Raw genomic sequence first — 13,261 nt, forward strand, 5'->3', positions numbered from 1 at the left:
GGCGACTATGCTGGTAGTGATTTCCCCGGCCAAACGGCTGGATTGGGCAGAACGGAATGTTGAGGTCACGCAACCCGACTTTCAGGATGACGCGATCCGCCTGTCGAAAACCGCCCGCAATCTGACGCTGGGGGACCTGAAAAAGCTGATGGATCTGAGCGATGATCTGGCCCGCCTGAACCGCGACCGTTATCGCGCCTTTTCGGACGCCCCCGATGCTGTGGCGACACGCCCGGCCGCACTGGCCTTTGCCGGAGACACCTATCAGGGGCTCGAAGCGACTTCGCTGGATGCGGAAGAGATGGCCTGGGCCCAGGATCACCTGCGTATCCTGTCCGGACTGTATGGCATATTGCGTCCGCTGGACGCCATTCAACCCTATCGGCTTGAGATGGGCAGTAGGCTGAAGACCCGGCGCGGCAAGAACCTGTACGATTATTGGCGCGACCAACTAAGCAAGGCGCTGAACGCTCAGGCAGCCGGGATCGGTAGCGATGTGCTGTTGAATTGCGCCAGTCAGGAATATTTCGGTGCAGTAGACCCCAAAGCGCTGAAATTACGGGTCATCACGCCGGTCTTCATGGAAGACAAGGGCGGCACGCCAAAGATCGTCAGCTTCTTTGCCAAAAAGGCACGCGGGGCGATGGCACGCTATGTCATTCAACACCGTCTGTCCGATCCCGCCAGCCTGACAGAGTTCGACTCGGGCGGCTATGAATACCGCCCTGACCTGTCAGAGAACGACAAGCCGGTCTTTATCCGGCCCTATCAGGCCTCAGCCATCATCGACGGGTCGTAAGAGACCAGTTCAACTGTGTTGCCTTCCGGGTCTTCGGTGAAAATTCCGCGCCAACCAACCCATCCGAACTGCTCGATGCGATAGGGTTGGCCGATCTTGTCATACCAACTCATGACCGCCGCCTGCTCGTCGAAGGGCAGCGACAATGCGATATGATGCAGCGACGATCCCGCTCCTGTTACGGGACCTTCTGCACCGGCCCGATGTTGCCCCGGTCGTGGCGCGGTGCTGTGGTGAAACAGGGCCAGAACTTGCGTATGGCCGCTAAACCCCTCGGCTATCCGGAAGAAGGTTATAGCGCTGTCATGGTCACCGCTGAGACGCTGCAGGCCGATCACCTGTTCATAGAATTGCACCATAGCGGCCATATCTGCGCAGCGAATGGCAATCTCGCCCAGCGCGCGGGGGTGAAATCCACGGTCATCAATCATGTCGGCAGCCTAGATCGCTCGGGTTTCGTCATCAAGAACCGGTTGCGTCCCGTCTGGCCGATGGTCAAGGATCATCTGGTGGATTTTCTGTTTTTGCAGCGGTTTGGTCAGGTAGTAGTCCAATCCAGCCGATAAAATACCCTGGTCATCTCCGCTCATTGCATGTGCGGTCAGGGCTACGATCGGGACGTGCTGATTGGTTTCAACCTCGCGGCGGCGGATTTCACCTGTGGCCTGTTTACCATCCATTCCGGGCATCGAGATATCCATGAATATCAAATCCGGGTCGAATTCCAGATGGGCGGCGACCGCCTCAAGCCCGTTGCCCGCAAAGCGAAGATCAATGTTCAGATCCTTGACCATCTTGCGCAGGATCAGCTGGTTGGTCTTATTGTCCTCAGCAGCCAGAACCCGCATGAGCCTTTGATCCTCGGCAATCGGTCTGACCTGCGCAACCGTTGGGTTTTGCGTGTCGGAACCATTCGATATCGAATTCGCTGATCGTCCCAGAGCGGTCAGACGTGCATATAATTCTGAACGAGGGATCGGCTTTTGCAACACTCCGTCAATAAGCTCGCAGGCCGGATGAGCATGAATCACGCCGGGATTGGCCGACATGACCACGACAGAGGTATCCGTCCACCCCCGACCCTTTATCGTGGCCGCCAAATCCAGCCCATCCATGTCCGGCAGATCGTGATCGCACAGCACCAGATCTACCGTGTCATCAAGCGTAGCCAGCGCCTCGGTTCCGGTGGTACATTCGGTAACCTTGGCACCTAGGCGACCAAGTTGCTTTGACAGGATCGCTCGATTGACAGCCAGACCTTCAACCACGACCACATGGCGCAGACATCCTTCCAGATTCGGGGGGGCGGGTTGCGGACCTTCGACCGTCGGCAGCGTTATCCGAAATCCAAAACAAGACCCCTGGCCCGGCTCGCTTTCGACCCAGATGGCACCGTCCATCAATTTGATCAGTCGTTTGGTGATGGCCAGACCCAACCCGGTCCCTTCAAACTGTCGGTTTTGTTCATCCTCGACCTGATTGAATTCACCAAAGATATGCGCCGCTTTATCCTCGGCGATACCGATACCCGTATCTTCTATGGCAACATGAATATCACAGGCCTGGGCCTCCGCGCGGGGGACCCCCGTGACGCGGATCAAGACATGCCCTTCCGCCGTGAACTTGACCGCGTTGCCAACCAGATTGGTCAAGACCTGACGCACCCGGCCCGGATCGCCCACGAACAGGGTTGGCAAAAACAGGTCATAGTCGACTAAAAGGCTTAAACCCTTGTCACGAACACTGGGCTGCAGCAGCATCGCCACCTCAAGGATACAGCGTTCGAAATCGAACTGTTCGGGGTGCAGGACCAGCTTATCCGCCTCAATCTTCGAGTAATCCAGAACATCGTTGATGATCACCAGCAAGGCTTCACCGGAATTGCGGATCGTGTTGAGATAGAGCCGTTGTTCTTCATCCAGCGCGGTTTCGGTCATCAACTCGGTCATGCCGACAATACCGTTCATGGGCGTGCGGATTTCATGGCTCATATTGGCCAGGAATGCAGATTTCGCGCGGTTTGCAGCCTCGGCCCGTTCGCGCGCAGCGGTCAGTTCGGCCTGATGCCGGACCGAGGCGGTTATATCAAGCGCAAGGCTGACCACATCGCCACCGCCACCGCGTTGATCAATCAGCTTGATATAGAGCCCGTTCCACAGTTTGACGATTTCTGACGGCGGGTTGGACAACTTCCAACGGGCCAGCATCCTGGCGCGCCAATCATCCTGCGCCTCGTCCACGGTATCAATCAGACCCTCCTGCGTGAGGGTTTCCAGAATTCTGCCATAGCTGATGCCGGGCGCTACTTCATCCAGCCCCTCAAACAGGCTGAAATATGAGGCATTTGCCCCGATCAACCGGCTCTCTTCGTCGAAGAATGCAAACCCGTCCGGGAAGGTCTGGATCGAATGCCATAGCCGCCGTTCGGCCACTTCGATCTTGGCATTGGCCAATGTCAGGTCCGATTTAACTTTTTCATTTTCATCGCGCACCGTCTCAACCTCGGCCCGCGTTTCACCAATGCGTTTAGTCAGAGCCATCGCGTGCAGGCCCAATTTCCGGTTGGCCGCTGATAGCTCGGCCTGTTTCATCTCCAGCAGACGTTCAGCGGCAAGCCGTGCGCGTCTTTCCTGTGCCAGTTTGGTTGCAAGACTCATCAAAGGTGATCCCGGTACAATCTGCCCACAGCATCCCGACAGAGCGTGAAAAAGTGTTTAAGTCGTTGCCTGTTGCAACAGACCAAATGCAGGCTCAGAGGCCGCAAACGTCCAAAACTGCCTGCCTCGCCGGTACCTGCCTTTTCCTACTCAACGCAAAATCTGCGGTATCTGAATGCGCTACAGGCGCTCAGATCAAAGAAATTGTGTGGGATTACACGACAAACCTGACGCAGCAAAGCCGGTTCAAACGGTGCTTTACCAAGACTGATGCTGGCGGTTGGGGCCACAATCAGCGTTGTGGTCGAATGACCTAACGCCGACCTTCACGCAGCCAACCCGCCAGAAGGAACCCACCGGCCAGCAAAAGCACCAGCCAGGGCGGTAGAACACCAGCCTGTGTTACAGAGCTGGTCTGGTAGGCATCGCGCGGGGTCAGCCCGATCCAACCGCGCCCCGATGCTGGCCGCCCAGCGCGGACATTGCGGATCGAAGGCAAACCGTCCTCGACCCGGATCACACCGCCGCGCAATTCGGCCAGAACCGGCTCAAGGATCTGATCGGTAGCAATCGTACGCTCAAATTCTTTGGGGGCCGCAGGGCCCAACCCAATCACCGCCGAATGTTCACCCTCTTGCAGACGATAGAGGCCAATCTCGGGGCCGAAGATCTGAGCTTCGAACCGCCCCGGAGAAACTTCGTTCAGCGTCACCTCAAGTTTTTCGCCATTGGGCTGCGTGATGGTAACTGTTCCGACGTCATCCCCCAGGGTTTGACGGATGACGCGCATGATTTGACCATTTGCTTCGGCCCACAGAGCCTCTTCCTCAAGCTCGGGTTCTTTCATCATCCAATGTGCCAATCGCCGCAGCAGTTCAAGCTGCGGACCACCGCCGTCGAAGCCACGGCTCCAGAGCCAAGCGTGGTCAGAGGCCAGCATTGCCACGCGCCCCTCTCCGACCCGGTCCAGCACCAGCAGCGGCCGGTCATCGACGCCGGTCATCAGCGTTTCACCTGATCGGAACAGGACATCAACCTGGCGCAACCATGCACCCCAATGCTCGGAATCACCCAAATCCGTGGTCACCGGGTGCCGGTGCCCCATATCTGTAACTGTGGGGACAAAGCGTTCTTCGATGACCCGTGCGGTAGGCTGCGCCGGAAGAATCGGCGCCAGCGGCGAGCGGAAGATACTGTCGGCGCTGGCAAAATCAGGACCAGCCGCAATCAGAACCGCACCACCATCATTGATGTAATTGGTGACATTCTCCAGATAGACCGCAGGCAGAATACCGCGCCGCTTATAGCGATCAAAGATGATCAGATCGAAATCGTTGATCTTTTCCAGAAACAGCTCGCGGGTCGGAAAAGCGATCAAAGACAACTCGTCCACAGGCACACCATCCTGCTTTTCAGGCGGTCGCAGGATCGTGAAATGCACCAGATCGACAGAGCTGTCGGATTTCAGAAGGTTCCGCCAGGTCCGTCCACCGGGATGCGGTTCACCCGAAACCAGCAGCACCCGCAGACGGTCGCGCACACCGTTCATCTGAATCAGTGCGGTGTTGTTGCGGTCGGTCAACTCTCCTTCGACGCCGGGTACGGTAAACTGGATGACATTCCGCCCGCCATGGGACAGCTTGACCGGTAGCTCGACATCGACACCGATTGGAATGGTGAAATGCTCTGGCGCATTGCCATCAACCGAAATTTCCAAGGGCGCATTCGCAGCCGCAACAGGAACTGCGCCGCTATCTTCAACCCGCAACGTCAGCGTGACCGGCTCTCCGATAATGGCAAAAGCCGGTGCATTGCGGACGATCAGACGGCGGTCCCAGTCGCTGGCCCGCCCAGTCTGCAACAAGTGCATCGGTGCAGGCAGGTCAGGGGCCTGATCAACGTCATGCACGATCCCATCCGAAACCACGAGGATCCCCGCAATGCGCGCACGGGGTTCCTCGGCCAGGACTTTGTTCAGCGCAGCCATGACCTGTGTGCCCTCATCCCCATCGCTGTCACCCACCCGGATCCGGCGCAGCTCGGTATTGTCGCGCGCGTCGATCTCGGCCGCCAGTTCGGCAGCGGCCTGTGCGGTCTGTTCCGCGCGATCGGACAGGGTCTGGCTGGCGCTTTCATCCTCGATCATCACCACGATGTCGGTCAGCGGAGTGCGATCTTCGATCTGATAGACAGGCCCCGCCATGGCCGCGATCACGACCAGGGCGGCCAACCCGCGCAAGGCCCAGCCAGACAGGCCCCGCCACAGGGCTAGAACAACGCCTGATATGGCAATCGCGGCAACGACCATCAGAACGGGCCACGGAATCAGAGGGTCAAAGATAACGGTTCCGGTCATTGTCCCAACCTGTCCAGCAGCGCAGGCACATGGACCTGATCCGATTTGTAATTCCCGGTCAGCACATGCATCACCAGATTGACGCCAAACCGATTGGCCAATTCCCGCTGCCGCTCACCGGCATATCCGCGCCCGACCGGCAACAGGGCCTGCCCGTTTCGGTCGACGGCCCAGGCTCCGGCCCAGTCATTCCCGCCGATCACTACCGGGGTCACATTGTCGTTTAGGTTGCGGAACGGCATGCCGTCGATTTGTTCCGCATCCGGCGGGGCGGCTTCGACCCAAATCTCGGTACCGGCATATCGGCCCGGGAAATCCTGCAGCAAATAGAAGGCCCGCGTCAGAACATGGTCATCCGGAACAGGCTCTAACGAAGGGATATTCAGCGGGGCGGCCAGTTGTTGCAGCTTGCGGCCATTGGGGCTGGCTGCACCGAAACGCGCCACATCCGCGTCGCGCGTGTCGAACAGGATCATGCCGCCCGAGCGGAGATAGGCATTCAGCTTGGCATAGGCTTCGTCCGAGGGTTGCGGCTGTTCCGGCGTGATCGGCCAGTACAGCAGCGGGAAAAACGCCAGCTCGTCCCGTTCCAGATCAACGCCGATGGGCTCTGCCGGTTCGACCGAAGTGCGGAAGAACAAAGTTTGCGCCAAGCCACGCATCCCGGCGCCCGCGATATCGTCAACCTGCGCGCTTCCAGTCATGACATGAGCCAGTACCAGCTCTTGCGTTGCCATCAGGGCAAAATCGGTTTCCTCGGGCGTCTGTGCCTGAAGGTCAGGTGCAATCAGCAACGCACCCAGCGCCATCGCCGCGTCCCGGGCCAGCCCAAGTCGCCCCGACAACAGAAGTGACGCAATAACGTCCACCGTCAGCAAGATCAGCGCGAGGCTAAGCAAAATGCCCCCGATCGGCGTTTCGGCGCTGATTTCCTGCCCTTTGATGGGCACATCGGATGGCCAGACAGCGGGCATCAGAACCGAGTCCGCGTCCAGCACATTCAGTGCCAGCTTCTGCTTACCGCTTTCATACAGGCCCGGCCGCAGGTCCGGCCCGATAGCGCCGGCGGCAAGATCAACCCCATCGACGCCTGCCAGATTATCTGCATCCGATAAGCCTCCAAATCCGTCCATGACCTGCAGCGGTTCCCAGGTCGTGCCCTGCAACTGCGACTCCTCTCGGGATTTCGCAGCCGAGGCGACGGCCAGCCGATCCAGCATCTCGACAAACAGGCCCGACAGAGGGAGGCTGGACCATTCGGCATCAGCGGTGACATGGAACAGCACCACCTGCCCCAGCCCCAAGGCCTTGCGCGTGACCAGAGGCGTGCCATCCGAGAGCGATGCAATCACCCGATCGGCCAAATTAGGATCTGGTTGCGCCATGACCTGTGTGGTCACGGAAACATCCGGTGGCACGCGCAGCCCGTAGAAGGGTGAGGTTTCGGGGAACGGGGCCAGACCCTTGGCCTCACCCCAGCTCATCGCGCCGCCGACCGAACGGCCACCGCTGCGCAGGCGCACCGGCAGCAAGGTATCCTCGACATCCCGCCCCAGATCGCTGGCGGCCATGCGCGGCCCGGCAAAGCGCAACAGCAGCCCACCCTGTTCGACCCATTCGGTCACCGCCAGTTGTTCCGCTTCGGCCAATTTCGCCACATCCGCCAGAACAATCACATCCGGATTGGCGGGCAACACATCCATCAGGCCGCCCTCGACAAAATCCGCTGTCGGGACCAAAACCTGCGTCAGATAATGCAGCGGCGACAACAGCTCTAACCCTTCACGGTTCAAACTGCCCGCAAGCAGGGCCACCTCACGCCTGCGCAGGCTGTCATCGGTCAGCGTTACGGCACCCGCCGACCGCTGGCCCTGAATCTCGAACCGGGTGATTCTGGCCCGTAGTTCCGAGGGCAGCGCCAACTCCACCTGAGCAAGCGTTTCGCCTTCAACAAAGACGATATTGGCGGATTGCAGAACCCGCATTGCGCCCGCCGGATCGCGCCCCTGTGCCAAAATGGTCAGGATGTTTTCCGGACCAGCAGTGGCGCGTTGGGCCGTCAGTTGAATGACACCATCCTGATAGGCGGCGGGCAGAATCGCATAAACAGGCGAGCCTGACTGGTACACGGTCACTTCCCCGCGCGATTGCAACGCAGCCAGAACCGTTTCCCGACCCGCAAATTCCAGATCGTCGCTGAACCAATATGTATCAAAACCACCATCAAGCTGATCCAGCACATCGAGCACCTGATCCATCTGCAGCTGAGTTGGTTGCCAGGGCATCGGAGTCACCCCCGGAAGCCGACCCCGCCACGCTTCGGCGGCCTGAAAGACTGGGGCTTCTGGCTCCGTCAAGTTGAGCAAGGCCACCGTGCGTCCGGCGCGTCCGGCCTCGGTCAGCTGCGTATCAAGCTGGTCCTGAAGCGATGGCCAGCCGCTTGCACCTGCCCAGCTGGCATCCAGCACCAACAACAGCGGCCCCGAACCCACCTGATCCCGCGAGGGATTCAAAACCGGCCCGGCCAGACCGATAATGATCGCCGCCGCCGCCAGCATTCGCAACAGCAGCAGCCACCATGGTGTCCGATCCGAAACACTCTCGTCGTCCTTCAGCCCCAGCAGCAGCGTTACGGCCGGAAACATTCGCCGGATCGGCGCAGGCGGCACAGCGCGCAGGACCAGCCACAGGATGGGCAGGGTCAACAGTCCCAGCAACACCCAGGGAGCGGTAAAGCCTATCCCAGCCAAAACCGTCATACTCTGCCCCCGTCCAAAGCGCGATACAGCCATAACAGAGCCGCCTGTGCGCTGTCGCCAGTGTGGTGCAGCCCCAGTTGCCATCCCGTCACCCGACACAAGCGCATCAAGGCATCCTTTCGTTCGGCAAGGCGCGCAAGATACCGGTCACGAAGATCAGAAGCCTTGAGCGTTTCATGCCGGGCCGAGCCGCCCACGCTTTCGAAAATGGTGCGCCCGCGATAGGGGAAATTCTCTTCACCGGGATCCAGCACCTGCAGGACCACCCCGCGCACGCCACGATCCGCAGCTTTGGACAGGGCCAGTTCAACCTCTTCCATCGGGCCAAGAAAATCAGAGATGAACACCGCCCGCGCATGGGGGATCATGGCGCGGTGCTCGGGCGGGGCATAATCGGCCTGATCATCCTCGGACCAGGCCTGCGCCAGACGGATGATCTGGGCATTGCCGCGCCGGGGCGGCAGGGTTGTGCCCGTCAGGCCCACACGCTCACCACCGCGCGCCAGCAAGATCGAAGTTGCCAGCCCCAGCAAACGCGCGCGATCCGCCTTGGTGGGCAGCGCAGCGTCCGAGGCAAAGCGCATCGACGCGCCCTGATCCACCCACAGCATCACCGATTGGGCAATCTGCCATTCGCGTTCGCGCACAAATTGTTGATCGCCACGGGCCGAGCGGCGGTGGTCGATCATCCGGCGGCTGTCGCCAACCTGTGCCGGGCGGTATTGCCAGAAATCATCGCCCATCCCGGATCGGCGACGCCCATGGTCACCCAGCAGGACGGTTCCGGCCAGATGTTCCGCCCGCGCCAACAGGGGCGGCAACCGAGATGCCTCAGCCTCGGATCTTTCACGAAGGGTCAGCCCGGCATTCACGCCGCAGCCTCGGTTCGGATCAGCCCAAGCGCGGTCGAGTCAATCAGATCAGCCAGGCTGTCACCACGCGCCCGGGCCGCAAAGTTCAGCGCCATACGATGGCTGAGAACCGGGCGGGCCATCTCAAGTACATCCTCGGCATTGGGGGCCAGTCGCCCCTGCAACATGGCGTTGGCACGCACCGTCATCATCAACGCCTGCGCCGCGCGGGGGCCAGGGCCCCAGGCCACGGTTTCGGCCACACGATCGGACACGCCTGCTTCGCCGGGGCGGAATGCGCGGACCAGATCCAGAATCAGTTCGACCACAGACTCGCCAACCGGCATCCGGCGCAACAGAAGTTGCGCCGCCAGCAATTCCTCTTTGGTGAAAATCTGATGAGCGTCGTCTTCTTCGACACCGGTCGTGGCCAGAAGGATATCCCGCTCGGTCTGACGATCCGGGTATTCGACGTCAATCTGCACCAAAAAGCGGTCCAACTGCGCCTCGGGCAGCGGATAGGTGCCTTCTTGTTCAATCGGGTTCTGCGTGGCCAGCACGTGAAACGGCTCATCCAGTGCACGATCCTCGCCCGCAACGGTGACGGTGCGTTCCTGCATCGCTTGCAGCAAGGCCGACTGTGTGCGCGGGCTGGCGCGGTTGATCTCATCCGCCATCAGCAATTCACAGAAGATCGGGCCGGGAATGAACCGGAAGTGGCGACTGCCATCCTCGGCCGTATCCAGAACCTCGGATCCCAGAATATCAGCCGGCATCAGATCCGGCGTGAACTGGATACGGGTGCCATGCAGGCCCATCACGGTCGACAAAGTCTCAACCAGCCGGGTCTTGCCCAGCCCTGGCAATCCGATCAGCAATGCGTGCCCGCCGCATAACAGCGCGGCCAGCGTCAGGTCCACGACCCGCTCTTGCCCGATAAAGCGTCGGGTGATCGAGGCCTTGGCCTCTTGCAGTTTGGTTTCCAGCGCTTCGATCTCGGATACGAGGTCGGCAGGTTCGCTCATGACTTTCCCTTCCGTGGACGAGTATGGTTGAAGTGTATCGCGCGAAAAGGAAATGGCAAAAGTAATGAGCGGACAAATCCCTGTGACACCTTCTCCTGATGGCATTGCGGCATCAGTCAAAGCCGCGAAAACACGGGATTTACCCCCTGTTCACCTGTGGAATCCCCCGTTTTGTGGCGATCTGGACATAAGGATCGCAAAAGATGGTTCTTGGAGTTATTTAGGCTCGCCCATCGACAGGTTCGAGCTTGTGAAGCTTTTTTCCTCAATTCTTAAGAAAGAAGAAGGCAAATATTACCTGGTGACCCCGGTCGAAAAGGTGGGAATCACGGTCGAGGATGTCCCGTTCGTCGCTGTCGACTTTGATGCCACAGGCTCAGGCGCAGCGCAGATTTTGACTTTCAGCACCCATGTGGGTGACACGGCCAAGGCCGGACCGGATCACCCGATCCGTGTTGAGTTTGATCCGAAGACCCAGGAACCCTCGCCCTATATTCTGATCCGCGCCAATCTTGAGGCGCGCATCGACCGCAAAAGCTTTTACCGGCTGGTCGAGATCGGCACCGATCATGAAGACTGGTTCGGGGTGTGGTCGGGCGGTCAGTTCTTTCCGCTGATCCGCTCAGCCGATCTGGGCTGAGCGCGGCCTGCGATCCTGCGCCAGAACAACGGCGACCGCCACGATGCCCGCGCCCAGCGCGCGGGTTGAATTCCACTCATCTCCCAGCACAATCATGATCAGCATCACGTAAAATGGCGCGATGTTCATATGGAATGAGGCCAGCGCCACGCCCAGCTTTCCAACCGAAGCAACGAACAGGATCTGGCTCAGCCCCAGCGAAATCAGCGCATAGATCCCCAGCATCCCGATCTGCTGCCCGTCAATGGCAACCTCGGGGATCACCTCCATGCCCATCAGGCCAGCGGCAAAGCACAAGATCACAGCCATGGCAAAGCCCCCGATCAACGTGATCGTCGCGCGCCCGGTCTGGCTGAGTTCGGGGAAATCGCGCGCTGTGGTCATGCTGCCCCAGCTGAAAAAGACGACCGACACGACCGCGCATAAGGCCCCAAGGCCCAGCTGCGCCGGGGCGACGGCGCTGGTGGCGATCAGCCCGCCGATAATTGAAACCAGAACGCCTAGGCCAAAATTCCAGCTCAGCCGACGTGTGCCCGCCTTAAGCTCCAGTAGGGTTGCGATTAGTGGCGCGCAAGAGGCGATGATGACGACGGTTACCGGATCGGTCAGCTTTTGCGCCAGGATCAGCAGGAACATCGGGCAGCCAAAGCCAAACGCTCCGACGATCATGGCCCATCCCCATCTGGCCCTTAGAATACGACTGGGACCGTCCAGCATCAGCCAGATCGGCAGCAGCACCAGAACCGCCAGACCCAGACGTGCCGCCAGCAAGCCCACTGGCGACCAGCTTTGCAACAAGACCTCTGCCGCCGGAAAGCCTGCGGCCCATGCCAGCATCGAGGCAACCGCCAACCCGTTGCCAGACAAGGCGGAGTTGCGGTCGGCGGACATAGAAATAGCGGTCCCGCGCACGGGGTCAGGGCTCATTGCCATGGGTCATACCTCTGGTCAAAGCGGCGCCAGAAATGATTCGCCGCATTGTCCCGAACGTCACTGAATTAAACCGGGTGATCTGGCCGATTTTCGACAATCTGTCGTTTTCAGTCCCTTTCGCTGAAATCACCCGACCGATATGGTCCGGCGAACAGACACGCAAAGGCCATCCATGCCCAAATTCGCTGCAAATATCTCATTGCTCTTTGCCGAACTGCCCTATCTCGACCGGTTTCAGGCCGCCGCGCAGGCCGGGTTCAAGGCTGTTGAGGTTCTGTTTCCCTATGATCTGGCTACCAAGGAAACCCACCGTGCTCTGCTGGCTAATGGGCTCGACCTGGTGCTGATCAACGCGCCGCCACCCAACTACACCGGCGGCACTCCCGGATATGCCGCCGTTCCGGGCGGTGAGGCGCGGTTCCAGTCCGACATCCGCCGTGTTCTACGCTATGCTCAGGCGCTACGGCCCGAAAAGATCCACATCATGTCCGGATATTCCTCGGGCGCGGATGCTATGGATTGCTTTGTTCAAAACCTGCAATGGGCCGCAGACCACGCGCCCCAACAGCCGTTCACGATCGAACCGCTCAACCCGGTGTCACAGCCTGAATATTTCCTGAACTCTTACGATCTGGCCGCCGAGGTTTTGGATCGTGTGAACCGGCCCAATGTTGGCCTGCAATATGACAGTTTTCACGCCCAGATGATCCATGGCAACGCGTTGCAGGTCTGGCAGCAGTTCCAAGCCCGCATCGTGCATGCCCAGATCGGAGCGGCACCGGATCGCTCAGAGCCCGGTCGAGGTGAGATGAATTTTGCGGAGCTGTTCCGAGCGATTGATGACAGCGGCTACACCGGCTGGGTCAGTGCTGAATATCAGCCATCGATCCAACGTACCGCCGAGACGCTCGGCTGGATGCACCTTTGATTGTCCGCTGGCACTGGTATTACCCGGAAAAATGGCGCAGATCATTGCCACCTCACACCAAGGATGTCCGGATGATCCCTGCCCGCTATGCCCGCGCCCTGTTCAGCCTGATCATGTCAGGCATGATGTCCTGCATCGTCACCGGTATCGCCACGGCCAAGGCCGTCGGCTTCGGTCCCACGACGCTGGGCGACTGGATGGGCTCATGGGTTTTCTCCTGGCCCATCGCGTTCACAGTTATCCTACTGCTGGGCCCCAGCGTGCAACGGATGGTCAACCGCATGGTCAGACCACAGGGCTGACCCGCCGCGAA

At 59.8% G+C, this 13,261-nt stretch carries 11 protein-coding genes; 4 read left to right on the top strand and 7 right to left on the bottom strand.

The window, feature by feature from the left end:
- Positions 1-7: 7 nt before the first annotated feature.
- Positions 8-799 (top strand): peroxide stress protein YaaA, encoded by a 792-nt coding sequence (yaaA, locus tag AC2FLE_RS14575; RefSeq protein WP_496697892.1) that lies wholly within the window; start codon positions 8-10, stop codon positions 797-799.
- On the opposite strand, the gene AC2FLE_RS14580 is transcribed toward yaaA, so the two are convergent.
- The 6 genes from AC2FLE_RS14580 to AC2FLE_RS14605 all read right to left on the bottom strand — a co-directional run bounded on the left by AC2FLE_RS14580 (position 769) and on the right by AC2FLE_RS14605 (position 10,447).
- Positions 769-1,230 (bottom strand): VOC family protein, encoded by a 462-nt coding sequence (locus AC2FLE_RS14580; protein ID WP_496697894.1) that lies wholly within the window; start codon positions 1,228-1,230, stop codon positions 769-771. The two genes, yaaA and AC2FLE_RS14580, sit on opposite strands and share 31 nt — an antisense overlap.
- A gap of 9 nt (positions 1,231-1,239) precedes the next feature.
- The gene (locus AC2FLE_RS14585; RefSeq protein WP_496697896.1) at positions 1,240-3,456 is read right to left on the bottom strand and encodes a response regulator; all 2,217 of its coding nucleotides are present in this window, start codon (positions 3,454-3,456) and stop codon (positions 1,240-1,242) included.
- Positions 3,457-3,769: 313 nt separating this feature from the next.
- Positions 3,770-5,812 carry a hypothetical protein gene (locus AC2FLE_RS14590; protein WP_496697898.1) on the bottom strand — a complete coding sequence of 681 codons (2,043 nt, stop codon included), beginning with the start codon at positions 5,810-5,812 and terminating at the stop codon, positions 3,770-3,772.
- Positions 5,809-8,571, bottom strand: a complete 2,763-nt coding sequence (locus AC2FLE_RS14595; protein WP_496697900.1) for a DUF4159 domain-containing protein — start codon at positions 8,569-8,571, stop codon at positions 5,809-5,811. Before AC2FLE_RS14595 ends, AC2FLE_RS14590 begins: the two co-directional genes overlap by 4 nt.
- On the bottom strand, positions 8,568-9,443 hold the full coding sequence (locus AC2FLE_RS14600; RefSeq protein WP_496697902.1) for a DUF58 domain-containing protein: 876 nt from the start codon (positions 9,441-9,443) through the stop codon (positions 8,568-8,570). The genes AC2FLE_RS14595 and AC2FLE_RS14600 overlap by 4 nt, the downstream gene beginning before the upstream one ends.
- Complete coding sequence (locus AC2FLE_RS14605; protein ID WP_496697904.1) at positions 9,440-10,447, bottom strand: AAA family ATPase; 1,008 nt, start codon at positions 10,445-10,447, stop codon at positions 9,440-9,442. Before AC2FLE_RS14605 ends, AC2FLE_RS14600 begins: the two co-directional genes overlap by 4 nt.
- Positions 10,448-10,511: 64 nt before the next feature.
- Between AC2FLE_RS14605 and AC2FLE_RS14610 the strand changes: the two genes are divergently transcribed.
- The gene (locus tag AC2FLE_RS14610) at positions 10,512-11,087 is read left to right on the top strand and encodes a DUF1285 domain-containing protein (RefSeq protein WP_496697906.1); all 576 of its coding nucleotides are present in this window, start codon (positions 10,512-10,514) and stop codon (positions 11,085-11,087) included.
- Here AC2FLE_RS14610 and AC2FLE_RS14615 read toward each other — a convergent pair.
- Positions 11,070-12,014: a DMT family transporter gene (locus AC2FLE_RS14615; protein ID WP_496697908.1), complete on the bottom strand. Its 945-nt coding sequence runs from the start codon at positions 12,012-12,014 to the stop codon at positions 11,070-11,072. The genes AC2FLE_RS14610 and AC2FLE_RS14615 overlap by 18 nt on opposite strands.
- 178 nt (positions 12,015-12,192) lie before the next feature.
- Between AC2FLE_RS14615 and AC2FLE_RS14620 the strand changes: the two genes are divergently transcribed.
- Together AC2FLE_RS14620 and AC2FLE_RS14625 are read left to right on the top strand one after the other, a co-directional pair.
- The gene (locus tag AC2FLE_RS14620) at positions 12,193-12,948 is read left to right on the top strand and encodes a hydroxypyruvate isomerase family protein (RefSeq protein ID WP_496697910.1); all 756 of its coding nucleotides are present in this window, start codon (positions 12,193-12,195) and stop codon (positions 12,946-12,948) included.
- A 71-nt stretch (positions 12,949-13,019) separates the two neighbouring features.
- Entirely contained in the window at positions 13,020-13,250 is a 231-nt protein-coding gene (locus tag AC2FLE_RS14625) for a DUF2798 domain-containing protein (RefSeq protein WP_496697912.1), read from the top strand.
- Positions 13,251-13,261 lie beyond the last annotated feature (11 nt).

Source organism: Ruegeria sp. CDSA077, assembly GCF_059612265.1.

What these genes read in the sequence shown, in the direction of transcription:
- AC2FLE_RS14625 (WP_496697912.1), top strand. Translation starts at nt 13,020, where the DNA reads ATGATCCCTGCCCGCTATGCCCGCGCCCTGTTCAGCCTGATCATGTCA.
- yaaA (WP_496697892.1), top strand. Translation starts at nt 8, where the DNA reads ATGCTGGTAGTGATTTCCCCGGCCAAACGGCTGGATTGGGCAGAACGG.
- AC2FLE_RS14595 (WP_496697900.1), bottom strand. Translation starts at nt 8,571, where the DNA reads ATGACGGTTTTGGCTGGGATAGGCTTTACCGCTCCCTGGGTGTTGCTG.
- AC2FLE_RS14580 (WP_496697894.1), bottom strand. Translation starts at nt 1,230, where the DNA reads ATGATTGATGACCGTGGATTTCACCCCCGCGCGCTGGGCGAGATTGCC.
- AC2FLE_RS14605 (WP_496697904.1), bottom strand. Translation starts at nt 10,447, where the DNA reads ATGAGCGAACCTGCCGACCTCGTATCCGAGATCGAAGCGCTGGAAACC.
- AC2FLE_RS14620 (WP_496697910.1), top strand. Translation starts at nt 12,193, where the DNA reads ATGCCCAAATTCGCTGCAAATATCTCATTGCTCTTTGCCGAACTGCCC.
- AC2FLE_RS14585 (WP_496697896.1), bottom strand. Translation starts at nt 3,456, where the DNA reads ATGAGTCTTGCAACCAAACTGGCACAGGAAAGACGCGCACGGCTTGCC.
- AC2FLE_RS14610 (WP_496697906.1), top strand. Translation starts at nt 10,512, where the DNA reads ATGAGCGGACAAATCCCTGTGACACCTTCTCCTGATGGCATTGCGGCA.
- AC2FLE_RS14590 (WP_496697898.1), bottom strand. Translation starts at nt 5,812, where the DNA reads ATGACCGGAACCGTTATCTTTGACCCTCTGATTCCGTGGCCCGTTCTG.
- AC2FLE_RS14615 (WP_496697908.1), bottom strand. Translation starts at nt 12,014, where the DNA reads ATGAGCCCTGACCCCGTGCGCGGGACCGCTATTTCTATGTCCGCCGAC.